Source organism: Paracoccus sp. SJTW-4 (assembly GCF_047716885.1).
Taxonomy (GTDB): Bacteria; Pseudomonadota; Alphaproteobacteria; order Rhodobacterales; family Rhodobacteraceae; genus Paracoccus; species Paracoccus solventivorans.
In genome coordinates, this window is the sequence record NZ_CP136681.1 from 2,985,034 (window position 1) to 3,010,489 (window position 25,456).

The following is a 25,456-nucleotide window of genomic DNA, read 5'->3' on the forward strand; positions in this document are numbered from 1 at the left end:
GATCAGAACCAGAGGGTGGTGACGGGGGCCGCGCCCGCGCCGAACGCCTGCCCGATTTGGGCAATGCGGATATTGAGCGATGCGCCAGGGCCGAGCGGCGCGCCCCAATCGGTGACCTGCTGCGCGGTGGTGTAAACCACGCTGGTGGTGCCAACCGTCAAGGTTCTCTTGACGGTTGCACCGTCGAGGATATCGACCTGCCACGCCTCGCTCATGGGCACCTCGACCGCGTTCCAATTGTCGGCCGCAAGCGACCTGTCGCGGCGCACCCAGCGGATCGTCAGATCACCGGGGCCGCGCGATCTGCGCCATGGCTGTTCGATATGGACCGCCGAGAACGGCCGCAGCCCGACCCCGCGCGGGGTGAAGGGCAGGGCGGTATAGCTGTCGTCACTGACCGGCCGCACCGCCGGGCCGATGCGCCAGTTCCACGGCAGGCCCAGATCAGCCTCATTGACCGGCAGCGGGGCCAGCGTGGCATCCAGCACCACCACCCGCGCCCCGGCTGGAACCATGGGGGCCATGTCGGCCTCGGTGCCCCGCTGGCCGCGCAGCAGCCGCGACAGGCGGTAGCGGCCGGGGGCCAGCAGTTCCGCTGCGCCGAATTGCAGGATCTCCCAGGCCCCGCCCGGCTGCTCGATGGCAAGCGCGTTCTCGCCGCCGAACAGGCGCAGGTCGGTCACGCTTTCCAGCGTCCCGGTCAGCAGTTCCAGATAGACCGAGTTGCCATGATCGAAGCGCGAGGTCGGCCCGGCATAGAGATCCGCAACCAGCGCCCCGATGCCCGCCCGGCTGCTGAAGGTGGTCAGCAATTCAAACCCCGAATCCTCGGGGCTGCGATAGGCGGCCATCAGGCCGGGCCACGGTCGGGCATAGGCCCGACCAGCGGGTGGTGCGGCGCGGATCCTCGCGCAGTTGCGGCAGGTCCATGATCAGGGCGAGCGGCGCACCGAATACCACCGGTCGGGCCAGATGCGCCGCGCGCGGGCTGCCCGGCGGCAGATCATAGGCGGCGCGGTCCGGTCAGGATGCGCATTTCCGCCAGCCGGCCGTCATGATCGAGCAGGATCACATCGGCGGGGTCCAGCGCCAGCATGGAGGGCGGCAGCCGGAAGGATCCGGTCTCGCGCCCCACCCATGCCTCCATCAGCGCCCGGCGGCAGCGCCGATCCGCTTCCTCGGGTGGTACCGCCATCGGGAAACTGTCCGATGAGACCCGGCTGGCATCGACGGTGATGCGGCGGGATTCGACCGTGATCCCGTCATAATCCTCGTCGGCGCGGGCGACCTGCCATTTTAGCGCCTGCGGCAGTTCGGTTTCCTGCCCGCGCGTCAGGTCCATCACATCGCCCGCGCCGGCCGAAACCATGTCGTCGGGCGCGATGGTGACGGCCGGCGCGCTGCCCTTCGCTCTCGACCGCATCGAAACCGAAATGCCGGGCCAGCATGGTGATCGAGGTGCGGGGCGATTCCAGCGCCGAGATCACATAGCCATCCACCGCGCCGGTGAGGCCCGACACATCAATCCACGCATCCTGTAGCCCGACCCGCCGGCAGAGGTGCCGCACCAGCGCCGCCAGCGACACCGCGCCCAGCCGCCCGGTCAGCCAATGCCCCAGCCGCCAGTTTTCGCCATCGGCCCAGAGGTGCGACAGTTCGGGGAAAAACGGATAGGGCCGCGCATCCCATGTCCAGGCGGCGCATTCGTCGACATTGACCATGTGCCCGGCATATCCGGTGGATTCCGGGTTATTGGCTGGATCGGGCCAGAACAGATAGGTGGCTTCCAGATAGGCCCGCTGGATCGCGTCGTCACGCCAGCCACGCGAGAAATACGGGAAGAACGACTCGGATGATTTCGGGTCATAGAACACGTTGGGCTGGTTCGGGCCTCGATCAACCGCAGGGCAGCCAAGTTCGGTGAACCAGATTGGCTTTGACTGCGGCACCCATGCGGTCGGCGATCCGGCCTCGCTGCCGCCGGGGCGGTTATGGTGCGGGCTTGCCCACCACGCGCGGCACCCAGGGCTTGCCGGCCGCGCCGTCCTCGATCGGGGTGCGGGTCTGGCTGATCCGGTCGCCCTCGCTGGCATAGAACCAGTCGAATCCTTCGCCGCCCGCGATGTTCGATTGCAGATAGGCTCGGTCATAGATCGAGGGTCATTGCTGCGCGTCCGCATGATCCCAGCCGTCGCGCCAGTCGCTGAGCGGCATGTAATTGTCGATGCCGACGAAATCCACATTCGCATCCGCCCAGAGCGGATCAAGGTGGAAGAACACGTCGCCGCTGCCATCCTGAGGGTGATGCCCGAAATACTCCGACCAGTCGGCGGCATAGCTGATCTTTTGTGCCTGGCCCGAGGACCGACCGCACGGCGGCGGCGAGGTTCCGAAGCTGGGTCACGGCTGGATAGACGGAGGCCCCGGACCTGATCTGCGTCAGTTCGCGCATCTCGGAGCCGATCAGGAAGGCGTCCACGCCACCCGCCGCCGCGCAGAGGTGGGCGTAATGCAGGATCATGCGCCGGAAACCCCAATCGCCCGCTGGCCCGGTCCAGGTGACCGTTGTGCCGCTGACTGTGAAATCCGATGGCTGTGCATTGCCGAAAAAGGCGCTGACCTGCGCGGCGGCGGTGCCGGTCTTGTCCACCGTCCCGGCGAAACCGGCCGCGGGCGAGCAGGTGATCCGGCCTCGCCACGGCAGCACCGGCTGGCCGATGCTCGCCGCATTGTCCGACCACGGATCGGGCAGCATGTTGCCGGCCGGCACGTCCATCATCAGGAACGGATAAAAGGTGACGCGCAGCCCGCGTGCCTTCATGTCGCGGATCGCCTGTATCACCGACCAGTCGGCGGGGGTGCCGCCATAGACCGGCCGCCCCTGATCGTCCTGGCTGACCACCAGCGCATTGGCGCGGTTCACGCCGTTGACGATCCATGCGGGCGTCGTGACTTTCTCGGCCATCTCGACCTTGGGCCGGATCGTGCAGTTCCCTGCGCGCAGATCATCACCGAACCACGAGACTACCAGCGAGGCGCTCTCGACCGAGGGCACCATCGCTTCCAGCCGGTCGAGGGAAGCAGCCATGTCGGCGGTCTGCGCCATGGCGTTGACGTTTTCCGCATCGCTTTCGCCATCGCCGCCCTTGCGCACGATTTCGGTCGCATAGGCGAATTCGCCCGAGGCCGGGATGATGGTGACGGCGGGCACGAGACCCTCGGCGGTGTCTGCATCATCAAGCGGGCGGAACACCTCGAAGGTGAACTGCGGCAGGCGGTTGCCGAAGCGCGTCAGCGCCAGTTCCTCGAACACGACATAGGCGGTGCCACGATAGGCGGGTGTATTGGCCGCGCCCATCTTCGCCGCAATGAACGGATCCGCAGCCTGCGTCTCGCTGCCCGAATACCAGCGCCAGGTGGCATCGCTGAGGTCCACCACTTCACCATCCGCCCAGATGCGCCCGATGCCGGTGATCGGCCCCTCGCACAGCGCGACCGCAAAGCTGGCGTAATAGAGATATTCGGTGGTGGTGACTTTCGGGCCGCCGCCCTTGCCGCCGCCCTGCCGGTGGGTGTTGGTTTCTTCGCGGAAATCGGTCGCCCAGATGATGTTGCCGCCGATCCGCATGCGGCCATAGAGGCGCGGGATCACCACACCCTCGGTAGCCGAGGTCAGGCGCAGGCTGTCCATGCGCGCGCCCTCGATGCGCTGGCCGGGCAGCAGCGACGAAACGATCCAGCTATCCACCATCGAGCCGATGCCGGACCCGATCATGCCGCCGATGGCCGCGCCGGAAAGCCCGAGGACAGCACCACCGAAGCCGCCGCCGATGGCGGTGCCGACTGCGCCGAGAACGATTGTTGCCATGGATCAGGACTTCTTCTTGCGCGGGGCAGGTGCCGGGCGCGGAAACAGGAACGCTTCGGCGTCGATGGGGATGGTCAGATCGCCATCCGCGGTGATCGCATCCTTGATTGGAGCCAGCGGATCGCGGCCATAGCCCAGCAGTTCCGAACTGAGCAGGGGCTGTTCGGCGCTGAGCGTGGATGCCGCGAAGGGCATGCGGGTGAAGCCGCCGGCCGGGGCCGTGCCATAGACAGTCTCGAACGCAGCCGCGAGTTGCGATCGCGCGCTTTGTGCGCGTGCCATGGGGAACCTCTTGTTAATGTGGGGAGTCAGGCCAGGGGGCCGGTGGTGGCGTAGTGTAACACGACGGTGATCACCGCCGCCTTCAGCGCCCTCGACGGGCAGATCGACCGTGGCCGGGGCCTCCGGCTCGACCTAGTCGCAGAGCCCACCCAGTGTCTGGTCAGCCGCCAGCGCCGCGCCAATGGCGGCGATCAGTGCGTCAAAGGTGCTGGCCCGGCCGGTTCCGGCCTGAACGATCACCTCCAACTCGGCCCGGTGCTGGTAATGGTAGCGCAGCGGCGACAACGTCATCTCCGGCTCGCCCGGCTCGCCATCGCGCAGGATGATCAGCCCCGAAGGCGGGATTCGCTCGGGCAGCGCTTCGTCACGCAGGACAGTGGCGGCAAGTGGCTGCAGCCGCGTATGCAGCGCGGCGAGGACAGTTTCACGGGTGGTGGGCATTTTGCGGGCCTTGGCTTGATTGTGACTTCTGCGGGCATCACGGATATGCTAAAGGTAATACCTGTGAATACTCACTCGGAGCCGCCCCGATGAATGCCGTCCGTCCCGTTGCCGTGAAGCTCGATCAGGATACCCGCGACCGCCTCAAGCGGCTGGCGGATGCGAAGGACCGCTCCACCCACTGGATGCTGCGCGAGGCCGTATCGCAGTTTGTCGAGCGTGAAGAGAAGCGTGAGGCGTTTCGTCAGGCGGGGCTTCATGCGTGGGAAGAGTATCAGGCGACCGGCAAGCACGTCACTCATGATGAGGCCGATGCCTGGCTTGCGAGGCTGGAAGCCGGCGAAGAGGCGGCAGCTCCTGAATGCCACAACTGATCTGGTCGCCCGCAGCCCTGCGGGATGTTGAGCGGCTTTACCGCTTCCTTGCCGACAAGAACCCTGATGCCGCCCGCCGTGCGGCCAAATCCATCCGCGAGGGCATGAACATCCTGCGCGATCAACCGGGCGCTGGCCGGCCGGTCGAGGACATGGAGCCTGAATTCCGCGAATGGCTTATCCCCTTCGGCGACAGCGGTTACGTTTCTCTCTACCGGTTTGATGGCGAAACGGCGGTGGTATTGGCCGTGCGCCATCAGCGCGAGGCGGGTTATTGACGAGGTAAAGGACGGTCAGGCCTTTCCATCCACCCACCCCGCCACGATCCGCCCCGGCAGACCATTCACTGCCCGCTCGGCGTCCCTCGCCAGATCGAGCCGCTTGCGCAGGCGTACCTGTCTGATCATGAGAAAGATCGGCACGCTGGTCAGCCCGCGCCCGGTTTTCGACCGTGATGCCACCGCCCGGCCCTTGGTGTTCAGCCGCCCCTCGGCAACCAGCAGGCTGGGGCCGTTGCGGCGTGGGATGAAGCGCAGTGTCAGCCCGGTCCTGGCTTCCCATTCCCGCGGGGTTGGGCGCTTGCCGCCCCGGCCCTTGCCGGCCGCTTCGGTCGGGATCACCAGCCACAGCCCGCCCCGGGACCGGATCAGCGGGCCGGTGTCATGCGCGGAGATGATCACCGGGGCCTTCGACCAGACCAGCGCGGCGGCGTTCAAGCTGGGCCTCGCTTTCGGATAGGTCTCGGAGCGGATGGTGCGCGCAAGTCGCTGCCCGAGGCTTGCGCCGGTGATCTGCGCGCGCCAGGCGGATTTCAAGCCGGTGCCGGCATCTTTGATCGCGACGGATACAGCCTTTTCCCCGGCAGCGATCTCCGCCTGCATTAGCCTGGCGATATCGGTGATCTCGAGCTTCAGCTTCATGCCGGTCGCAGGTCCAAGGTCCAGATCAGCCGTTCCCGGTCGCGGATTGGCTCTCCCTGGATGACATGGCTGCCCGTGCCGATGACGATCAGATCGCCCGGACGGGGATCAGGCAGGTCGGCGACGCGCACATCCCACCACCATGGTGTCGCTGACGAAGCGCCCGGCACCGAAATCGGTGATGCGATCCGGGGCGCGGCGGATGATGCGGACCCTCCGTTCCTCCGAACTGGTGGCCGAGATCCAGAGCACGGGGACCGCCATAGCGGCATGCGCGAAGATACGGTCCATGGCGGCGACGAAGACGGACATGACGATTTCCGCGTGGCGTCAGTTCGACGTATGCAGGCGGACGGCGAGCCGGGGGCGCTTGTTGACCGGCAGGATCGAGGCTTCGGTCATCAGGTCGATCCAGCGGCCCTTCTCGTCGAGATGCTGGCGGGCATAAAGTGGCAGGCCGATGGTGTTCGCCGCCTCCAGCAGGTTCGCCGGGCCGCCATAGGTGGTGAAGGTGTCCATGGTGCCCAAGGGGAAGGCGATGCCTTCGTTGGCGGGGACCAGCCGTTCCGCCGCGCCGGTGGAGAGCGTCACCGCACCGGCATATTCCTCGAACAGGATGCCGGCGAAGGGGAAGTTGCGGCGCATGTCCTCGCGCAGCGGCTGGGCGCCGGTGGCAGCGTAGAACTTGTAGGCTTCTTCCACCTTGGCACGGCTGATCAGCTTGTCGAAGAACTCGCGGCTGACCAGCGCCTCACCCAGAAGGTTGTCCTCGATGGCGCGCAGCACTTCGCGCACCTTTCCCTGAACATTGGTGCCGGCGGTGCCGAGCAGGAAATCCACCGAGATCTGGGTCAGGCCGAATTCGGTGAAGTAGTTGTAAAGCGTGGTGCCGGCGCCGTCCTTCACGATGCCTCGGAGCGCGTTCATCTCCATATATTCGCGGGTCTGGGCATGCTTGCGGCGCATCAGTATCAGCTTGCGGCTCATCACGCCGACCAGTGGATCGGCGGCGTCCGAGACCCCCAGCGCCGGACCCCCCTGGATATCGGCCGGTAGGATGACATCGTCATGCGGGATCCATGGCAGGGCGAAGGACCGCATGGACCGGCCTTCGCGCGTGCCGATGGTCGCAGGACCGCCGAGCGGGACCGAGGGCAGCAGGCTGAGGGTGCCCTCATATTGCTCGATGATGACCGAGCGCTGGCTGACGCCTTCGAAACGGAACAGGCCGATCTTATTGCGACGTCGCGGTGCGGCGGTGGGAACTGGCGACGGGACGGAAGGCCACAATCGCCACGAATTGACGCTCAAGCGGAGTTCGGCGAGTGACTGCCTTGCGGACCTTTCTGCCGTTCACGCTGGACAGAGGACTGCAGACGCAGCACCGTGGTGGCGGATGGCGGCCCGTAGTCGCAGTAACACCAGTGAACGGCTGAATCATTTCCGGAGCAGAGTGTGGCGAGCATGTTCAGTTTAATCATGGCAGGGACTAATTCAGTTTGGGGCGTTCCGATCGGGGAGTTGCGCAACGATACTTTTCCGCTGTCGCGTATTCCTTGGATACACGGATCCCTAGATCGTGACGAGTTTTGAACCAATTACGGCCGAAACTCTATCTTACTAGTCGAGCTTTCCCACTATCTTCATGAGTGAGATCTATCGTGATGATGACAAGAACGAAGTCTTTCGCATCCGCCTCGGTAAGATTTTGCAGTCATCTGTAGTCGCGGGTGAGATCCACTACACTTTTGAACTTTCGCATGATTTCGGACGGGTGCCTGTTGAGGACCGGAAGGACTTCCGTAAGGCATACAGGATGGACGCTTTTGAATTGCACCGCACCCACTGGGCAATCAAAGCGGCTGACCTGAGCATTATTTTATCCAAATTTCTCCCCTACCCACCAAACATAAATGGCATCTCGGCGATTTCGGCTCCGCCAGTGCCAACCCAAATGCCGGTCGATGCTGTGGATACGCTGCAATCATTCTTGGCAAACGTACTTGCGCTAGAGGAGAACCCCGGCGAAGAGATATTTTACCGTGGGCATTCGGATTCTTCTTATCTGCTTGTACCCCCGTTGCTCCGTCGAAATAAGGCTGGAAGCTACAAGCACTTTCCAAAAGAAGAGATTATGGTTCGTGAACTGCTGAGCGTCCAGGACGCGCAGTTTGCTAATGATCGATCAATGCTTGACAGGTTGGTGCGAATGCAGCATTTCGGGCTTCCGACCCGTCTTCTCGACGTCAGCTCCAACCCACTTGTGGCGCTTTATTTCGCCTGCTCCTCGGCCAAGACGGATGCCGAGGGGAACAAAATAGACGGTGAGGTAATCATTCTCCGCTCGCCCAGCAATGAGGTGCTCCATTCGGACTCTGACCGCGTAAGTTGCATATCTAACCTCTGCCTGATGAAGGAGGAAGAGAAGAACGCGATGGACCTGAGTCTGGACGGGGTCACCTTCAACGAAGATCCAATTGTCAAGAAGCTACTTCATTTCATTAAGGGAGAGAAGCCCCTATTTCGAGGGCCGCATTATTCCTGAGGATCTGCAGAAAATCCTATTCGTACGAGCGTGCCATACACATGAGCGGATGATTTCACAGTCCGGCGCGTTTCTGCTCTTTAGCAAGGACGCAATTCTCCCTGAAACCGGGCATAGCAGCATCAAGGTATCTCGTATAAGAATTCGAAACAAGGCAGGGATACTTGCTCAGCTTGCCAAGCTCAACATCAAGGCAAGCACAATATATCCGGGGATCGAGAAGGCAGCGAGCGATATCGCCAAGAAGTATAAGCTAGCTTAGGATCAAAGATTTTTCTAGTAGCGCAGACGATTTGTGGGCGCACATCTAACGGTATTCGAGGCGAATGCTGTGCGTAGAGAAAATTAACTTCGACTGTCTGCTAAGGGCTCTCCGCAACGTCACCTCGCCCGACAAACCGTCCCCCTGCCCTCAACCTTTTCCGTATTGATGGGCAATCCCAGCTTCTTTTTCAACGCGCCCGAGATCGAGCCACGAACCGTATGCGCCAGCCACGAGGTCGCCTCGACGATCTCGGCGACGGCCGCGCCCTCGGGGCGCTGCAGCATGGCGATGATCTGCGCCTGCTTGGTGCCGGCGCGGATGGCGACGGATTTCACGGTGTCGGCGATCCGGGGGGCGCTGGCCGCATCCGGCTCGATGCCGATGGCCTCGAGACCGGCCTCGGTGGCGATCAGCGTGGTGCCATGGCCATCGCCGGTCTCGCGCCAGAGCGGTTGACCCCGGCGCAGGTTGGCCTCGACCTCCTTGAGCCAGCCATGGGAAAGCATCCGACCGACGGCCATCTTGGCAGCAGCGCCGGCCAGCCCGTTGGGCAGCGGCAGGGCAAGAGTCCCGGCGCGGGTCGTGGCACGGGAGAGGATCAGGCGCTGGGTTTTGGTGAGGGCGGTCATTCTGTATACTCGCTTTCGTGGAAGGCGGCATCGGTGATCTGGCGCAGCAGGTTGGCGTAATGCTCGAGCGTGCCGACATCGCCCCAGTTCACCTCCTCGGGGCTGGCGTTGAAATGGTCGGCGCTGAGGGCGGCGAGGCGCGCGAGCATGGCGTCGATTTCGGCTTTCTTCGTGATGAAGGCGCTAACGGCGGCGTCGCGGTTGCGTTCGGCTCTTTCGGCGCGGGTCATGGGCGGGCGTCCTTTCGATGAGTTGCATCTTTTCCGTACCATCAGAATCGCTCTACCGCGAAGTGTAATCAACTGAATAGTCATTAATATCATTGGCTTGGTCGGATCTGACGGCACCATGGAGGGAATGAGCGAACGGGAATATGCGGCCCATTCGGGCCTGTCGCGTGGCGGGGTGCAGAAGGCGCGCAAGAACGGGCGGCTGGTGGTTTATGGCGACGGCTCGATCAATGCTGCCGCGTCTGATGTGCGCCGGGCGCAAATGACCGACCCCGACCAGCAGCGCCGCAGCACCGGCGGAGATTCCGGGTTTTCCGGACCCGCCGACAGTTCGTCCTATCGAAAGCCCGCACCGCGCTGACGGTCTATCAGGCGCAGGAACGCCAGCTGGCGATCCAGAAGAAGAAGGGCGCGCTGGTTGACCGCGCCCGGGCGGAAACGCTGGTGTTCCGTCTCGCGCGGCAGGAGCGCGGTGTCTGGGGTGACCTGGCCGGCCCGGGTGGCGGCCGTGATGGCGGCCGAAGTGGCGGCGGAGGTGGAACAGCAATCCGGCGAACCGGTGACGATCGAGGCGGCGATCCTGCAGAGGGTGCTGGAAACCCATGTCAGAGCGCAACTCGACGCCCTCGCCGATCTCCGGGTTTCCCTCGGGTGGCGGGGAGACAGGCCACCACCTGACCAGCGACGACCTGACCGCCGATCTCGACCTCGGCTTTGACGGGGCCGAGGACATCCTGCGGGTCTGGCGCAATGGGATGCGCCCCGATCCGGACCTGACGGTGTCGGAATGGGCCGATGCGCATCGCCGGCTCAGTTCGCGCGCCGCAGCCGATCCGGGGCGGTATCGCACCGCCCGCACCCCCTATCTGCGCGGCATCATGGATGCGCTGTCGCCCAGCCATCCGGCGCAGCGGATCAGCTTCATGAAAGCCGCGCAGGTCGGCGCGACCTGCCCGGCCATGGGCGGGATCGGCGCGCATCCCTCGCCTGCGACTGGCTGCCGACCAAATGGGACTGGATCGACCCCGCCAAGGATGCATCGGCGGAGATCCTGCAGATCGAGGCCGGGCTCAAATCTCGCAGCCAGGCCATCGCCGAACGCGGCTTTCATGCCGAACAGGTCGACCGGGAAATCGCCGCGGAACGCAAACGCGAGGCCGAACTGGGGCTCGACTTCCGGCGGCCGGGATCACCGGCGCAGGCGGCGGGGAGCGGCTCTGGGACCAGCGACACCGAGGACCAGCAGGCCGACGCACAGGACAATGACAATCGGGACGATGAGGACAAGGACCGGAAACCCCGGCTTCCGGAGGAGGGATGATGCACCACAGCCAGATCGCCCAGCGCGTTCTTCAACACGCCACTGATAGTCGATCCCGCCAAGGCGCTGGCCTTCGTCATGGGTCTCGGCCCCCGGATCACCGGGAAGGACATCACCTTCCAAGGGCTGGAGTTGGCAGCTGGGGATCAAGGCGCAGTCACCCTGCCCGCGCGGTCTTCGCTGTTCGGCGACACTCTCACCCGCCGCCAGGCGCAGGGCGGCAGCCAGCCCCTCGCCGTCGTCGACGGCATCGTGGTGATCGAGATCGCCGGCACGCTGGTGCATCGCGGCGCCTGGATCGGGCAATCCTCGGGGCTGACCTCCTATGAGGACATCGCGGCGCAGCTGCAGGCGGCGCTCGCCGACCCCGCCATTCGCGGCATCGCCCTCGACATCGACAGCTTCGGTGGCGAGGTGGCCGGCGCCTTCGATCTGGCAGACCGCATCCGCGCCGCGCGTCAGGTCAAACCCGTGCAGGCCTTCGTTGCCGATCACGCCTTGTCTGCCGGCTATGCGCTGGCCTCCCAGGCCGACCGCATCATCCTGCCCCGCACCGGCGCGGTGGGCAGCATCGGCGTGGTGGCCATGCACAGCGACATGAGCGGGGCCGCTCGACAGACAGGGCATTGCCGTCACCCTGATCCATGCCGGGGCGCGCAAGGTTGATGCGAACCCCTACCAGCCGCTGCCCGAGTCTGTGCGCGCCCGGATCGCTGACGAGCTCGAGGATCTGCGCCAGCTCTTCGCCAGAACCGTTGCTGAAGGCCGGGGCCAGCGCCTCGACACGCTGCAGGCGCTGGGCACCGAAGCCGCCGTCTTCCGCGGAGAGGCGGCGGTCTTCGCCGGTCTCGCCGATGAGGTCGCCGATCCCGTCACCGCCTTCCGCGCCTTCGCCGCCGCACCCCGCGGCACATCCAGCCCAAGAGGAAAGGGTTTTCTGATGACCACTACTCCCGAAGACCATGCCGAACCGACGCCGGAGCCTGCCGCGAACCCGGCGCCGAAACCGATCCCGACCCCGGCGGCCGCACCGCCACAGGCGGAAGCGGCACCCTCACCCGAAGCCATCCGTGCCGAGGCGGCGGAAGTGGCGCAGGTCTGCGCGCAGGCCGCCCGGCTCGGCGTGGCCATCGACGCCGCCGATGCCCTGACGCGGGGCATTAAGCCCGAAGCCCTGCGGGCGAGGGTCCTGCCGACCTCGCCGCCCGCAGCGATGCCGCCGGCATCATCGCCACCACCCCGGCGACCGGGGCGAAGGAAAGCCCCATCGTGGCGGCGGCGAAGAAGTCGGCCGCCGCGCGCTGATCGCCGCCCCCCATCCCCACAACCCGAGACCGAACCATGGCCGTCCTGACGCAACCGCCCGGCATGGGCGATGTCCTCAAATATGAGCTCAACCCGAACTATTGCCGCGAGGTGGTGACCCTGCTCGCCGGCACCGACTACCCGGTCGGCGCGGTGCCGGGAAAGATCACCGCCAACGGGAAGTATATGCTCTCGGCCGCCACCGGCTCGGACGGCACGGAGACCGCAGCTGCGGTACTGCTCTATCCTGTCGACGCCACGCTGGCCGACGCCTGCGGCATCATCGTCGCCCGTGGTCCGGCCATCGTCTCCCCGCGCCGGCCTCGTCTTCGACGCCAGCGTCGATGAAGGGTTTTGTCGAATAATCTGCGATGGTCAGGTTTAGCGTCCTTTGCGTGCCGTCCCGCCTCTCGGGGTCGGCCAGGTTTCGAAAGCCGTCAAGAAGCGGCAAGATCGCCTCACCTGCATGGCAAGTCCAAAGGACGTGACACGGAACCTTTCCGCCAGACCGGCATTCTCAATCCTGCCGGCGCGTGGCGGGCGCGTTAACAGCCGTCCTGCCCTAAAGGGGGGCACAGATCATGACCGAGCCTGTTGCCAGCAGCGGCGGCGACCGGACGCCCGACTCCGCTGATCGGCCCGATCCCGATGCCGTGTCAGGCGATCATGCCGAGATCCAGGCCTCCCCGACCCCGGGGCTGATCCTTTCAACCCTGGGGGTGGTGTATGGCGACATCGGGACCTCGCCGCTCTATGCGCTTCGGGAATCGCTGCGGCATGCGCATGAACACCACATGGCGGAAACCGCGGTGATCGGCATCGTGTCGCTGCTGTTCTGGACCGTGGTGCTGATCGTCACGCTGAAATATGTCGTCCTGATCCTGCGTGCCGACAACAACGGCGAGGGCGGCACCCTGTCGCTGGTCGCCAAGGCCCAGGGGGCGCTGCACCGCCGGGCCTGGTGGCTGTATCTTGTGGGGATCGTGGGGGTGTCGCTGTTCTTCGGCGACTCGATGATCACCCCGGCGATGTCGGTGCTGTCGGCGGTCGAGGGCATGACCCTTGTCCTGCCCGGGTTCGGCAACTGGGTGGTGCCGGTCACGCTGATCATCGTGGTGGCGCTGTTCTGGGTGCAGCGGACAGGAACCGAGGCGGTGTCCCGGTTTTTCGGCCCGGTGATGCTGATCTGGTTTCTGACCCTCGGTGTTCTTGGGGCCATGCATCTGCTGGACGATTCCCGCATCCTGCAGGCGCTGAATCCGCTTTATGCCACCGGCTTCATTGCCCGGAACGGCCTGGATGTGCTGCCGGTGATGGGTTCCGTCTTCCTCGCAGTGACCGGAGCCGAGGCGCTATACGCCGACATGGGCCATTTCGGGCGCGGGCCCGTGCGCATTTCCTGGCTGGCCATCGTGTTTCCGGCCCTGACGCTCAGCTATATGGGACAGGGGGCGATGGTGCTGTCCCACCCGGAAAATGCCGACAATCCGTTCTTTCTGCTGGCGCCCGCGGCGTTCACCCTGCCGCTGGTGGTGCTGGCGACGGCGGCCACGGTGATCGCCAGCCAGTCGGTGATTTCGGGGGCGTTTTCCGTGTCCCAGCAGGCGGTGCAACTTGGGCTGCTGCCGCGGCTGGAAATCCAGCACACCTCCGACACCCAGCAGGGGCAGGTCTATCTGCCGCGCGTCAACCTGATCCTGATGACCGGGGTCTGCGCGCTGGTCCTGGCCTTCGGCTCGTCCGAGCGGCTTGCCAGCGCCTATGGCATCGCGGTGACCGGGGACATGGTGATCACCTCGATCCTGGCGGTCATCGTGTTCCGCTATGCTTGGAAATGGAACTGGCTTGCCGTGCTGGGGATCATGCTGCCGGTCCTGGCCATCGAGCTGGTGTTTTTTTAGCCAACCTGATGAAGGTGGTGGATGGCGGCTATGTCCCGCTGATGTTCGCGGCCGTGGTGGTGACCTTCATGCTGGTCTGGATGCGGGGCACGCTGCTTTTGCAGCGCAAGCTGTCGGCGGAAAGCGTGGCGCTGGATTTCCTGGTCGAGCAATTGACCGACAGCCCGCCGACCGTGGTGCCGGGCACGGCGGTATTCCTGACCGCGGATTCGACGATCGCCCCTCCGGCGCTGATGCACAATCTCAAGCACAATCGCGTCCTGCACGAGCGCAACTTCGTCGTGACGGTCGAGGCCGCGACCACGCCCCGCGTCCCCGAGGACCGCCGCATCCGGGTCGAACAACTCGCTCCCCGGTTCTGGAGGGTCTGGCTGCGCTTTGGCTATATGGAGCAGCCGAATGTCCCCAAGGCGCTGGCGGGGGCCAAGGCGCAGGGGCTTAGATTCGACGTGATGTCCACGTCCTATTTCCTCAACCGCCGCACGCTGCGGGTGGGCAAGGCGCGGCTGATGCCCCTCTGGGCCTCGCGGCTTTATGCGGGAATGTACCGCTCGGCCTCCGAGCCCACCAATTTTTATCGACTGCCATCGAACCGGGTCGTCGAATTGGGCCAACAGATCAATATCTGACAGGGGCTGGATTATGGTGGGGCCGAAGCCGACCTGCCGCAAACGACGGCCGGGCGGCGCAGATCGCGCTGGCTTGTGGCTATTCCGACCAGAGCTTGGCCCGCCGCGTTCACAGCAGATGGGACAGGTCCGAAAACCGCTCCCTGCGTGCTCATTCTTCCGTATCGGATTCCGTCCGCGCCGCGCGTCGGGCGGGGCCGGTCGTTTCCCGCAGACGCTCCAGTTCCGCCAGGGCGGTGGCGGCGGTCTCCCGATCCGTGGTCGCCAGCCCCAGCAGCAGCATCTCGAGGCAGGCCACGGTGGCGCTGTGCAGCGCCACCTGCCCGCTGCGGCCCCGGGGGACGGGCAGGACCACAGTTGCGGATCGCGCCGGTTTTTCGTCCGGGGCGTCTGTCAGCAGAATGACCGGGATCTGCAGGCGGCGGGCCTCGAAGATGGTTGCCTCGGCCTCGGCCTCGGGGTAGGGTTTGCCATAGGCCAGCATCACCAGCGCATCGCCACGCTCCAGTTCCAGCAGCTGGTCGGCAAGGGCCGTTCCCATCTGGTCGAGGACAAGCTGCCGCCGCCCCTTGCGACGCAATCGGGCGGCGAAATATGCGGCGATATGTGCGGTGGGGCCGACGCCGAAGACAGCAATCCTTTCAGCGACATGCAGGATCTTCAGCGCATCCGGCATGGCGCGGCGCACCGGGCCATCGCGCAGCGCCGCCAGGGCATCGCTGAGCGAGGCGATCACCCTGTCCATCGCGGCCTCGGTATCCTCGCCGACCTCGGCCCAGGTCCGGGCCAGATTGTCGGCCGGGGCGCTTCTTTCCCTGTAGGCGGAGGCAAGCTCGCTTCGCAGATCGTGCAGCCCGTCGAACCCGAGCGCCTGGACGGCGCGCACGACGGTCGCGTCCGAGGTTCCGGTCGCGCGCCCCAGATCGAGCGCCGAAAGGGTCAGGGTCTCGATCGGGTTGGCTGCGATATAGTCCGCGACCCTCTTGAAGGCCGGCGACAGGCGATCACGGCAGCGCGCATGGCGCTGTGTGAAGAGATCCCGTGCTGGCGCCGGGCCACTCCTGCGCGTCTTGGTCATGGTCGGCTTGCGTCTCCCACCCGGCGGATGTAGCGTTCGCTACCATACCGGAGCATATGGGCAGATGCCATCCCTTGTCCGACCAGGAAACCCAGTGTCTGCAACTGCCGCGCCGACGGCCCCGCTGATCGTCGAGAACCTGTCCAGGGGCGAGGGATTTCCGCGCTGCAGCCTGACGGTCGCGCCCGGAGAGTGCGTCGTGCTGACCGGACCTTCAGGCAGCGGCAAGAGCCGGCTGCTGCGGCTGATCGCGGACCTGGACCCGGGATCCGGCACCGCACGGATCGGTAAGCTGGTGCGAGAGGAAGTTCCCGCCAACCACTGGCGCCGGCTGGTGGTCTATGTGCCGGCAGATTCCGGGTGGTGGGCCTCTCGCGTTGCGCTGCACATGTCGGACGAGGCACCGGCGCGGCGGCTGTTTCCCGATCTCGCCCTTCCCGACAAGCTCATGGACGCGGCGCCCGACGAGGTTTCCAGCGGCGAGCGGCAACGTCTGGCCCTCATCAGGGCCTTGATCCTGCAGCCGCATTTCCTTCTGCTGGATGAGCCGACCTCTGCCCTCGACCCTGCTGCGACGCTGATGGTGGAAAGGGTTCTGGCCCGGGCGAAGCAGGATGGTATGGGGTTGCTGGTGGTATCGCATGATCCCGAGCAGGTCGCCCGCATCGCAGATCGGCACTACGCGCTGTCGGACTGCGGGCTGGCCGAGGTCGTTTCGTGACGCCGATCACCCTCTCCGCATTCGACCTGCTGCTGGCGGCCCTCAGCCTGCTGATCGCCTCGGGGCTTTCGCTGCTGCTGTCGCTGGGGTTTCACCGGGCGATGGCCATCGCGGTCTTGCGGATGGTCGCGCAGCTGGTGCTGGTCGGGCTGCTGCTGCGCTACATCTTCGCGCTGTCGTCGCCTCTGGTCACGCTGGGCTTTGCTGCGGTCATGATCCTGGCTGCAACCTGGGAAGTTCAGTCCCGGCAGAAGCGCCAGCTGCGCGGCTGGCTTCGTTTCGGCCTTGGCGGGCTGCCGGTAGTGACTGCTACGATCTTCGTGACCGGCATGGCGCTGGCGACGGCGCTGCGCGAGGCAACCTGGCTTGACCCCCGGCACACGATCCCCCTGGTCGGCATCATCCTGGGCACGGTGATGAACAGCACCAGCCTGGCGCTGAACACGATGCTTGGCAGCATCCAGCGCGAGCGGCGCGCGACAGAGGCCCGGCTGTCCCTGGGCGCCGACAGCCATCTCGCCCTGCGCGAACTCCGCCTGTCGGCCGCCCATAACGGCCTGATCCCGGTCATCAACCAGATGGCGGGCGCAGGCATCATCACGCTGCCGGGCATCATGACCGGGCAGATTCTGGGCGGCATGGATCCCCTGGATGCCGCCCGATACCAGATCCTGCTGATGCTGCTTCTGGCCGGGGCGGGGGCGCTTGGCGTGATCCTGGCGACGCAGCTCTGCCTCGCGTCGGTCACCGACAAGCGGCACCGTCTGCGCCTCGACCGGCTGGAAGAAAGGGGCTGACCGCGCCAGGGCAGCTGCGTAGCGTGACAGCCCGTCGACAGGCGGATGCGGGATCAGAGTGCCGGTGCACTGGCTGCACATCACGGTTGCTGCGGAACGCCTAAGGGTATGGCTGCCTGGAGCGGAGAAAGGCATGGGATGGCGACCACCGGCACTGCCCAGCCGTCCAAAGTTCGAGTCACGGAGCGGTCTGGGGAGATGACTGCCTGGCCACCAGAGTGCTGGATGGCTGACGCGTCGGGGTAGGTGGCGGGACGCTGGCTGCCGTCTGGGTGGCTGGCTGTCTTGCTGCAGCCTGTGTAACGCTTCTGCCGCGCGGACCAATGCGACAGCAGCGCTCGACAGTTTTGATCGAGATTGCTCGCAGGTTGTGCCGCGATCATGTCCCTGCGGGCGTGGTGCGGCCCGCCCGAGCCCGCGGCGCAGCCCTCCGGGCCCTGACATTTCCGCCGCTCACTGCACGGCGGACGCTGGCCTCGTCGGTGCAGTCATCATTTGTCACGCAGCGGAAACCTGAATATCCGGGTCTTACTGCCACCTCGGGGCACAGACATGCCCGCCCTCGGTGTCCGCCAGATAGAGCGGATGGAAGCTGCCAAGCCTGACCGCCCCGACGATCTTGCAGCCCGCCTTGTCGGCACAGGCGGCCAGCGTCTTGCGCGCATCGTCAGCGGTACAGAGCAGCTCATTCGAGCAGCGCCGATGATACAGCCCGCCGCCCGCATCCGAGGCCAGAAGCCCCAGCCGATCGGCATCGCCGATGTCGAGCCCCAGCAGATCGGCCTCGGCCAGAGGATGCGCGTCCCGGACCTGCGGGGCCGGGATCTCGGCCCCATAGACGATGGCACTGGCCTCGCGAACCGTCGCTTCGGCATCGTCGCCGCACATCAGGCCAAGGTCCACCGGCTCGGATCTGCACGCCGTCAGGGCCAGTGCCGAAATGACAAGGGAAAGCGCCGTGAGCCTCATTCGTTTCAGTCCGCTGGGTAATTGCTGACCGGGGGCGGCCGCTTGCTGGAAGCCGGTAGGGGAACCGATAGCCGGAGGCCGCCGCCGCGACAATCCGGATGCTACCCGGCCGGCAATGGGACTGCGAGACGGAAGCTCAGGGGCGCGAAAACTGCAGAGGCGCCAGAACGATGATCGCGCGCCCGGTTCGAGGGGGAGCGGCGACCCGCGTCATCCCCGGCATCAGCCGAGGCCGCTAAGTTCTTCGCAGAACTGCACAAGGGCCCGCCGTTCCCTGCTGCCCCGTTGCCATGCACAGCTCCTCCTCACATGATCAGCGGGCGCTGATCCGGCATACCCATCGAGATGAGCAGGGGGGCGGCCTTCTGGCGGGATTGGAAGCTCGCCTTGTCGGGCAGGTCCGCCCAATCTGCCAGGATCAGGCTTTGCGCCACCGCGCCGCCAAGTGTCGTGCCGGGGCCGGTGACGATGAACAGGTCGGGCGCGAATTCGCGCGCCGCCACGGCGACGGCGTGGGTGAAGTCGTAGGGCTCGACGACCTGATGGCCCAGCGTATAGGCGCGCAGCGACTCGGGGTCGGTGGCGCCGGGCCACCAGATCGCGCCGCGCCCGTCGATCAGCGGCAACGCCGGCTGGCAAAACAGCGAGACGGGCAGGGCGGCGCGGCCCTGCTCGGCCACCGGCTCTTGCAGCGGCGTATGGAAGGCGGCGTGATTACCCAGCCGCATCGGGAAGCGGCCCTGAACCGGCGTCACGGCGGCCTCGAATGCCTTCAGCCCGGCGGCATTGCCCGCGATGACCAGCATTCCGCCCAGATCGATCGACAGGAACAGCCGGTGATCGGGGCGGCCGGCGATGGTGGCGATCAGCGCCAGCAGCTCGGCCCGGCGGGCGGGGTCGGGGCGCCAGTCCTCGTCCACCCAGGGGTGGATCAACTGGCCGCCGATCATCGCCTGCTGCATCAGCGTGCCCATGGTATTGGCGATGCGAAACCCGTCCTCGGGCGTGGTCGCACCGGCGCAGGCGAGCGCGCTGTACCAGCCCATCGAGTTGCCGGTGACGGCGACGACCTCGACCTTCTCGCGGCTGATTGCCATGAAATCGCCCAGCGAGGCGGCGAAGATCAGCCCCGAGGCATTGTCGCCTTTCGTATGGTGCGACATGACGAATTTCCGGGCGCTATCCAATGCGGTCAGCGTTTCCTGCCCCCGCGCCGCACGCTCGTCGTCAAAGGCGGAAAGCAGGCGCGGGTCGGGAAAATGCCGCCGCAGATAGCCCAGCTCGGCCGTATTGTAGGTGCCCCGGCCGGGGCAGATCACCACTGCGGTTTTCATGCTTTTCCTCTTGCCCGGTTCTTGGCGACCTTGCCCGCCAGCGAGATCGCCGCCTCGGCGATGCCCTCGGCCGAAGGCATGGTTGCGGCATAGGCCGGGCCAGTCGCGATGAAACTGTCCTCGGCGGTGATGCGCGCCAGCTGCGCCTGCGAGGCTTCGTGGAAATGCGCCATCAGCGCCTCGGACACGCCGCCGGAATGTCGGGTTTCGTCCACGATCAGGATATTGCGGCAGCCGGCGACGGCGCGGGTCAGCCCCTCCTTGGGCAGGGGCGACAGCCAGCGCAGATCGACGATCCGCGCCCTGATCCCGGCAGCCGCGATCCGCGAGAGGGCGCGGTTCGCCAGATAGACGCCGTTGCCGAAGGTCACGATCGCCAGATCCTCGCCGGTGCCGGTCACGCCGACCTCGCCAAGCGCGATGACCTCGGACGGGTCGGGATAGCGGCGCATCCACAGCCCGTCCTTGTCCTCGTGCAGGTCGCGCATCGGGTAAAGCGCGATGGGTTCCAGAAACACCACCACGCGCTGCTCTTCGCGGGCCAGCCGCACACATTCGCGCAGCATCCGCGCCGCATCGGCGCCGTCCGACGGCACTGCCAGGATCACGCCGGGAATGTCGCGCAGCACCGCCACCGAGTTGTCGTTGTGGAAATGCCCGCCGAACCCCTTCTGGTAACCCAGCCCGGCGATGCGCAGCACCATCGGGTTGGTGTATTGGCCGTTGGAAAAGAAGGACAGCGTCGCCGCCTCGCCCCGGATCTGGTCCTCGGCATTGTGCAGATAGGCGAGGAACTGGATTTCCGGCATCGGCATGAAACCGTTCTGCGCCATGCCGATGGCAAGGCCCAGGATGGACTGTTCGTCCAGCAGCGTGTCGATCATCCGGTCGGGGCCAAAGCGCTGGATCAGCTTCTGGGTCACGCCATAGACCCCGCCCTTGCGGCCGACATCCTCGCCCATCATCACGATCTCCGGGTGGGTCAGCATCAGGTCGGTCAGCGCCCAGTTGATCAGGCGCGACATGATCTGCGGTTCCTCCATCGCCCTCAGGTCGCCGCCAAAGGCGGCCGCGCGGGCCGCCGTGGTGGGGCCGTTGGTCGGGCGGCAGGCGCGTGCGGGCGGGACGATGCTGGCCATCACCCCCGCCGCATCGCGCAGGCGCGGGCGCTTGACGGCGGCGGCGGCCACCCGCGTCACGCGGTCGGCGGTGTCCCGATAGATTTCCAGCGCCGCGGGTGGGGTCAGCGCGCCCGCCTGCGACAACAGCCGCACCGAATGCAGCAGCGGATCCTGCGCCTCTTCGGCCTCGACCTCGGCCTTGGGCAGATAGGTCGTCGGCATGTCGGCGCCGGCATGGCCGTACAGGCGGATGGTGCGGACATGCAGGAAGGCGGGCTTGCGGCGCCGGCGGACATAATCGGCCGCGGCCAGCGCCGTGGCATAGGTTTCGTAGATGTCCCGCCCGTCGCAGGCGAAATATTTCAGCCCCTCACGGTTCGCGAAGGTGGCGGCGATCCAGCCCCGCGGGGTCTTGGTCGAGATGCCGATACCGTTGTCCTCGCAGCAGAACAGCAGCGGCATCGGGATCGACTGGAACGCAGTCCATTGCGCGGCATTGAAGGCGCCCTGTGCGGTCGAATGGTTGGCCGAGGCGTCACCGAAGCTGCAATAGACGATGGCGTCGTCAGGCAGGATCGCATGTTCCGGCCGGTGGCGTTTCGCCGCGCCGATGGCATAGGCCGCGCCCACCGCCTTGGGCAGATGGCTGGCAATGGTCGACGTCTGCGGCGGGATGAATAGCGCCCTTGATCCCAGCACCTTGTGCCGCCCGCCCGAGATCGGATCGTCCGAGGACGAGGCAAAGGACAGCAGCATGTCCCAGGCGATGGTCTGGCCCGGCACCTGTTCGGCACGCTGGATCTGAAATGCGGCGTCGCGATAATGCAGGAAGGCCATGTCGGTCGGCCGCAGCGCCGCTGCCACCGCCGCCAGCCCCTCATGCCCCGACGAGCCGATGGTATAGAACCCCGTGCCCGCCGCCTGCATTGCCCGGCTGGTGCGGTCGAGATGCCGCGTCAGGCAGCCGGACCGATACAGCGACACCGCTAAAGCCGGGGGCAGCGGTCCCGAAGGCGCGCGCCCCGCCGGCAGATCGCCGGCGGCGACCCGCCGCAGGAAGTTTTCATGCACGATGACCGAACGGCCCATCCCGTTTCCTTTTCTTCCCTGATGTGCCGGCTTCAGGCCGTGACGCCCAGTCGCACGTCCAGCGCCGCGTGAATGCGGCCCAGACCCTCTTCGAGATCCCGCTCGGCATAGGCAAAGGACAGGCGCGCGTGCCCCGGCAGGCCGAAGGCGCGGCCCGGCACGATGGCGACGCCGGCCTGATCCAGAAGCCAGGCGCAGAGCGCCGCGTCCGACCCGAAACCGCCTTGCGCGATGGCCTCCGACAGGTCGGGAAAGGCGTAGAATGCGCCCTCGGGTTCGGGGCAGGCGACGCCCGGTATCGCATTCAGCCCCGACACCACGCGATCGCGCCGCGCCCGCATCGCGTCCCGTCGCGTATCCAGCAGCGCCTGATCGCCGGTCAGCGCTGCCAGCGCCGCCGCCTGCGAAACCGACGAGGCGCCCGAGGTGATCTGCCCCTGCACCGCGCCCATCGCCTTGATCAGCGCCGCCGGCCCGACGCCCCAGCCGATCCGCCAGCCGGTCATCGAATAGGCCTTGGACACCCCGTTCACCACCAGCGTGCGGTCGGCCAGTTCCGGCGCGGCGTCGCGGAAGCGCGTGAAAGGGACATAGCTCAGGTGCTCATAGATCTCGTCCGACAGCACCCAGACCTGCTCATGTCGCGCCAGCACCTCGGCCAATGCGCGGATCTCGGCCGCCGAATAGATCGCGCCCGAGGGGTTCGAGGGCGAGTTCAGCATCAGCCAGCGGGTGCGGGGAGTGATCGCGGCCTCCAGCGCCTCGGGCGTCAGCTTGAACCCCCGCGCCATCGGGCAGGGCAGCACCACCGGCCTGCCCCCTGCCAGCGCTACGATGTCGGAATAGCTGGTCCAGTAGGGGGCCGGGATGATCACCTCGTCGCCATCGGCAAGGCTGGCCAGCATCGCATTCGCCAGCACCTGCTTGGCACCGGTCGAGACGATCACCTCGGCCGGGGAAACGCCGTTGGCGGCGGCGATGGCGGCGCGCAGTTCGGCCGTTCCCAAGGTGGCCGGATAGCGGGTCTTGCCCGCCAGCGCCGCCCGGTGTGCGGCGTCGATCACATGCGGGGGCGTCGGGAAATCCGGTTCTCCGGTCGACAGGGCAACGATGTCATGGCCCTGCGCCTTCAGCACCGCCGCCTTCTCGGTCAGCTGGACGATTTCCGAGATTTCGAGATTGGCGATCCGGGGCGCGCGGATAAAGCCGGTCATGGGGCACCTTTGGGGAACGAAGCGGATTTCAGGAAGGTATTGCGGCCGGCCTCGGCCAGATGGACCGCCTGCGCGCCGGTTTCGTAAAAGAGCTGCTGCAACCCGCGCCAGGCGGCCGGGGCCGGGCGGGTGACGGGCAAGGGCAGATCGGATTCGGCGATCTCGCCGGCCAGCAGGGCGGCCATGCACTGGCCAAAGACCGTGCCCGGCGCGATGCCGCGCCCGTTATAGCCGCAAAAGGCGAAAACCCCGTCATCCAGCCGATGAAAGCGCGGCAGGTTGTCCGAGGTCATGCCGATGTTGCCGAACCATTCCTGTTCGAAATCGACCGGGCCGATCTGCGGATAAAGCCGGCGCAGCGCGGTCCTTGCCCAGGCCCGATGCACGGCCGCGCCGCCGTTCTTCAGCGCCCCGACCGAGCCGAAGATCAGCCGGTTCATCCGGTCGAAGCGATAGGACAGCAACACCTCCTTGGTGTCCCAGACGCCCTGGCGGCCTGGCACGATGGTTTTCGCCACATCCTCGGGCAGGGGCGTCGTCGCCATGTTGAAATAGGGCAGGACGACCTGCTGGCGGGCGATTTCCGCCATCACGAAGCGGGTGTACATGTCGGTTGCCACCACCACCCGGCCCGCCCGGATGGCGCCTTTCGGGGTGCGCACCAGCCAGCCGTTGCCGCTGCGTTCCAGCGCAAGGGCCGGCGTGTCGGTATGGACTGCCGCGCCCTTGCCGATGGCGGCCTGCGCCAGCCCGCGCGCATAGGCCAGAGGCTGGATGGTGCCCGCCCGGCGGTCCAGAAGCGCGCCCTCGAACGCATGGGTGCCCAGCATCCTGGCGGCCTCGGCCTTGCCCAGAAGCTCGACCGGGGCGCCGCGTTTCTGCCATTGCCGGGCGCGTTCGGCCAGTTCGCCAAACCCCTTGCGTCCGACACCGGCATGCAGCGTTCCGACCGGCGTAGCCTCGCAATCAATGTCGTAGCGGCGGGTGATGTCCCAGACCTGCGCCGGCCCGTTGCCCAGCAGGTCCAGCAGCCGGCTGCCATGATCCGCCCCCAGCGTGGCGATCAATTCCTCTGGCATCACCCACATGCCGGCATTGACCAGCCCGACATTGCGGCCCGAGCCGCCAAAGCCGATCTGCTCGGCCTCGACGACGATGCAGCCGATGCCGCGTTCGCCCAGATGCAGCGCGGTGGAAAGGCCGGTATAGCCGCCGCCGATGATCGCCACATCGGTCATCACCTCGCCTTCAAGCGCGCGGGTCGGCGGCGGGGCCGGTGCGGTTTTTCCCCACAGACCGTGCGAGCGCGGATCGTTGAGCATCATCCCTCCCGTTTTGTCCTGAATGGCCGGGCGGTGCGTGCCGGCCCGGTGTTTTGCATCTTTATTCAGGGCCCGGAGGGGCTTACGCTAGCAAGCGTTTTGCATGACATCATACCGTGGAGTCATAGCCATCTTCTCTGCCCGAAGGTTCCTTCCGTCATTACCGCTGCTGGCGGCGTTCGAGGCTGCCGCCAGAACCGGCTCGATCACCCGCGCGGCCGATGAATTGTCGCTGACGCAGTCGGCGGTTTCGCGACAGATCAAGGCGCTGGAAGGGCAGCTGGGTGTCGAGCTGTTCGTGCGTGAAAAGCAGAAGATCCGCCTGACGCTGGGCGGCATGGTGTATGCGCGCGAAATCCGCGAGGCGCTGACCAAGATCTCGAACGCGTCGCTGAACCTGCGGGCCAATCCGTCCGGCGGCTCTTTGACGCTGGGCGTGCCGCCCACATTCGGGGCGCGCTGGTTGACGCCGCGGCTGCCCCGGTTCGTCGCGCGCCACCCCGAGGTGATGCTGAACGTCCTCAGCCGGCCGGCAAAGTTCGACTTCAATCAGGATATCATCGACGCCGCCATCTATTTCGGCCCCCCGCAATGGACCGGCGTCCAGATGGTGGCGCTGCGCAACGAGATCATCCTGCCGGTCTGCGCGCCGCAACTGATAGAGCGTTTCCGGTTCCGCGAGCCCGCCGACATCCGACAGGCGCCGCTGCTGCATCTGACCACAAGACCGGATGCATGGGAACGCTGGCTGCGCCATTACGGGGTGGATGACCAGGCCGTTCACGGAATGCTGTTCGACCAGTTCACCACGCTGTTCGAGGCGGCGGCGGCGGGACTGGGCGTCGCCCTGCTGCCCCGGTTCATGTTCGGGGACGAGCTGCGCGAGGGCCGCATCGTCGAGGCGCTGCCCCTGGCCCTGGAAAGCGTCGATGCCTATCACCTGTGCTGGCCCGAGGATCGCGGCACGCATCATCCGCTGGTCCTGTTCCGCGACTGGCTGACGGAAGAAATGGCCGCGGAACGCCCCTGAAGCGCCACGGGCAATCATTCCATTCCGACATGAGTTCAGACCGATTCCTTGATTTTCAGCAGGGCTGGTTC

Annotated in this window: 18 protein-coding genes and 9 pseudogenes; 13 read left to right on the top strand and 14 right to left on the bottom strand. The window is 66.1% G+C overall.

Annotated elements, in window-relative coordinates; translation table 11 throughout:
• Positions 1-2: 2 nt before the first annotated feature.
• From RSP45_RS14645 to RSP45_RS14655, 3 pseudogenes are all read right to left on the bottom strand, one after another.
• Positions 3-3,868: pseudogene (locus RSP45_RS14645) on the bottom strand (baseplate multidomain protein megatron).
• 42 nt (positions 3,869-3,910) lie between these two features.
• Positions 3,911-4,150 (bottom strand): annotated as a pseudogene (locus RSP45_RS14650) (phage tail tube protein); the annotation flags it as partial.
• A 26-nt stretch (positions 4,151-4,176) separates the two neighbouring features.
• Positions 4,177-4,591: pseudogene (locus RSP45_RS14655) on the bottom strand (acyl-CoA transferase).
• Positions 4,592-4,704: 113 nt separating this feature from the next.
• Here RSP45_RS14655 and RSP45_RS14660 point away from each other — a divergent pair.
• Complete coding sequence (locus RSP45_RS14660; RefSeq protein ID WP_415392487.1) at positions 4,705-4,965, top strand: CopG family ribbon-helix-helix protein; 261 nt, start codon at positions 4,705-4,707, stop codon at positions 4,963-4,965.
• Positions 4,953-5,243 (top strand): type II toxin-antitoxin system RelE/ParE family toxin, encoded by a 291-nt coding sequence (locus RSP45_RS14665; protein ID WP_415392488.1) that lies wholly within the window; start codon positions 4,953-4,955, stop codon positions 5,241-5,243. The genes RSP45_RS14660 and RSP45_RS14665 overlap by 13 nt, the downstream gene beginning before the upstream one ends.
• A 15-nt stretch (positions 5,244-5,258) precedes the next feature.
• Here RSP45_RS14665 and RSP45_RS14670 read toward each other — a convergent pair whose 3' ends face one another.
• The 3 genes from RSP45_RS14670 to RSP45_RS14680 all read right to left on the bottom strand — a co-directional run bounded on the left by RSP45_RS14670 (position 5,259) and on the right by RSP45_RS14680 (position 7,175).
• Entirely contained in the window at positions 5,259-5,885 is a 627-nt protein-coding gene (locus RSP45_RS14670) for a DUF6441 family protein (RefSeq protein WP_415392489.1), read from the bottom strand.
• 108 nt (positions 5,886-5,993) lie between these two features.
• Complete coding sequence (locus tag RSP45_RS14675; RefSeq protein ID WP_415392050.1) at positions 5,994-6,197, bottom strand: hypothetical protein; 204 nt, start codon at positions 6,195-6,197, stop codon at positions 5,994-5,996.
• Between the two features lie 18 nt (positions 6,198-6,215).
• Positions 6,216-7,175: a major capsid protein gene (locus tag RSP45_RS14680; protein WP_415392490.1), complete on the bottom strand. Its 960-nt coding sequence runs from the start codon at positions 7,173-7,175 to the stop codon at positions 6,216-6,218.
• 355 nt (positions 7,176-7,530) lie between these two features.
• On the opposite strand from RSP45_RS14680, the gene RSP45_RS14685 reads away from it, so the two are divergent.
• Positions 7,531-8,430, top strand: a complete 900-nt coding sequence (locus tag RSP45_RS14685; RefSeq protein WP_415392491.1) for an FRG domain-containing protein — start codon at positions 7,531-7,533, stop codon at positions 8,428-8,430.
• A 381-nt stretch (positions 8,431-8,811) separates the two neighbouring features.
• On the opposite strand, the gene RSP45_RS14690 is transcribed toward RSP45_RS14685, so the two are convergent.
• Both RSP45_RS14690 and RSP45_RS14695 read right to left on the bottom strand, forming a co-directional pair.
• Positions 8,812-9,324, bottom strand: a complete 513-nt coding sequence (locus RSP45_RS14690) for a DUF3489 domain-containing protein (RefSeq protein WP_415392492.1) — start codon at positions 9,322-9,324, stop codon at positions 8,812-8,814.
• A complete protein-coding gene (locus RSP45_RS14695; protein ID WP_415392493.1) occupies positions 9,321-9,554 on the bottom strand; it encodes a hypothetical protein in 234 nt (77 codons plus the stop codon). Before RSP45_RS14695 ends, RSP45_RS14690 begins: the two co-directional genes overlap by 4 nt.
• A 118-nt stretch (positions 9,555-9,672) precedes the next feature.
• On the opposite strand from RSP45_RS14695, the pseudogene RSP45_RS14700 reads away from it, so the two are divergent.
• The 7 genes and pseudogenes from RSP45_RS14700 to RSP45_RS14730 all read left to right on the top strand — a co-directional run.
• Positions 9,673-10,206: pseudogene (locus RSP45_RS14700) on the top strand (hypothetical protein); the annotation flags it as partial.
• Positions 10,157-10,528 (top strand): annotated as a pseudogene (locus tag RSP45_RS14705) (phage terminase large subunit family protein); the annotation flags it as partial. The pseudogenes RSP45_RS14700 and RSP45_RS14705, both read left to right, overlap by 50 nt.
• Positions 10,489-10,875 (top strand): annotated as a pseudogene (locus RSP45_RS14710) (phage portal protein); the annotation flags it as partial. The pseudogenes RSP45_RS14705 and RSP45_RS14710, both read left to right, overlap by 40 nt.
• Positions 10,875-12,180: pseudogene (locus tag RSP45_RS14715) on the top strand (S49 family peptidase). The pseudogenes RSP45_RS14710 and RSP45_RS14715, both read left to right, overlap by 1 nt.
• A 36-nt stretch (positions 12,181-12,216) precedes the next feature.
• Positions 12,217-12,565 (top strand): annotated as a pseudogene (locus RSP45_RS14720) (head decoration protein).
• A gap of 196 nt (positions 12,566-12,761) precedes the next feature.
• A pseudogene (locus tag RSP45_RS14725) lies at positions 12,762-14,167 on the top strand (KUP/HAK/KT family potassium transporter); the annotation flags it as partial.
• A 147-nt stretch (positions 14,168-14,314) separates the two neighbouring features.
• Positions 14,315-14,710, top strand: coding sequence for a KUP/HAK/KT family potassium transporter (locus RSP45_RS14730; protein ID WP_415394083.1), 396 nt, complete (start codon positions 14,315-14,317; stop codon positions 14,708-14,710).
• 151 nt (positions 14,711-14,861) lie between these two features.
• Here RSP45_RS14730 and RSP45_RS14735 read toward each other — a convergent pair whose 3' ends face one another.
• Entirely contained in the window at positions 14,862-15,788 is a 927-nt protein-coding gene (locus tag RSP45_RS14735) for a MurR/RpiR family transcriptional regulator (protein WP_415392494.1), read from the bottom strand.
• 94 nt (positions 15,789-15,882) lie between these two features.
• Here RSP45_RS14735 and RSP45_RS14740 point away from each other — a divergent pair, with 94 nt between their 5' ends.
• Together RSP45_RS14740 and RSP45_RS14745 are read left to right on the top strand one after the other, a co-directional pair.
• The gene (locus RSP45_RS14740; RefSeq protein WP_415392495.1) at positions 15,883-16,509 is read left to right on the top strand and encodes an ATP-binding cassette domain-containing protein; all 627 of its coding nucleotides are present in this window, start codon (positions 15,883-15,885) and stop codon (positions 16,507-16,509) included.
• Positions 16,506-17,306 (top strand): ABC transporter permease, encoded by an 801-nt coding sequence (locus RSP45_RS14745; RefSeq protein WP_415392496.1) that lies wholly within the window; start codon positions 16,506-16,508, stop codon positions 17,304-17,306. The genes RSP45_RS14740 and RSP45_RS14745 overlap by 4 nt, the downstream gene beginning before the upstream one ends.
• 528 nt (positions 17,307-17,834) lie before the next feature.
• On the opposite strand, the gene RSP45_RS14750 is transcribed toward RSP45_RS14745, so the two are convergent.
• The 5 genes from RSP45_RS14750 to RSP45_RS14770 form a co-directional block, all read right to left on the bottom strand.
• Positions 17,835-18,275 carry a hypothetical protein gene (locus tag RSP45_RS14750; protein ID WP_415392497.1) on the bottom strand — a complete coding sequence of 147 codons (441 nt, stop codon included), beginning with the start codon at positions 18,273-18,275 and terminating at the stop codon, positions 17,835-17,837.
• Between the two features lie 305 nt (positions 18,276-18,580).
• Complete coding sequence (locus RSP45_RS14755) at positions 18,581-19,609, bottom strand: ACP S-malonyltransferase (RefSeq protein WP_415392498.1); 1,029 nt, start codon at positions 19,607-19,609, stop codon at positions 18,581-18,583.
• Positions 19,606-21,819, bottom strand: a complete 2,214-nt coding sequence (locus RSP45_RS14760; protein ID WP_415392499.1) for a thiamine pyrophosphate-dependent enzyme — start codon at positions 21,817-21,819, stop codon at positions 19,606-19,608. Before RSP45_RS14760 ends, RSP45_RS14755 begins: the two co-directional genes overlap by 4 nt.
• A gap of 32 nt (positions 21,820-21,851) precedes the next feature.
• Entirely contained in the window at positions 21,852-23,033 is a 1,182-nt protein-coding gene (locus RSP45_RS14765; RefSeq protein WP_415392500.1) for a pyridoxal phosphate-dependent aminotransferase, read from the bottom strand.
• On the bottom strand, positions 23,030-24,358 hold the full coding sequence (locus RSP45_RS14770; protein ID WP_415392501.1) for an NAD(P)/FAD-dependent oxidoreductase: 1,329 nt from the start codon (positions 24,356-24,358) through the stop codon (positions 23,030-23,032). Before RSP45_RS14770 ends, RSP45_RS14765 begins: the two co-directional genes overlap by 4 nt.
• A gap of 100 nt (positions 24,359-24,458) precedes the next feature.
• Here RSP45_RS14770 and RSP45_RS14775 point away from each other — a divergent pair, with 100 nt between their 5' ends.
• The gene (locus RSP45_RS14775) at positions 24,459-25,385 is read left to right on the top strand and encodes a LysR substrate-binding domain-containing protein (RefSeq protein WP_415392502.1); all 927 of its coding nucleotides are present in this window, start codon (positions 24,459-24,461) and stop codon (positions 25,383-25,385) included.
• Positions 25,386-25,456: the final 71 nt, after the last annotated feature.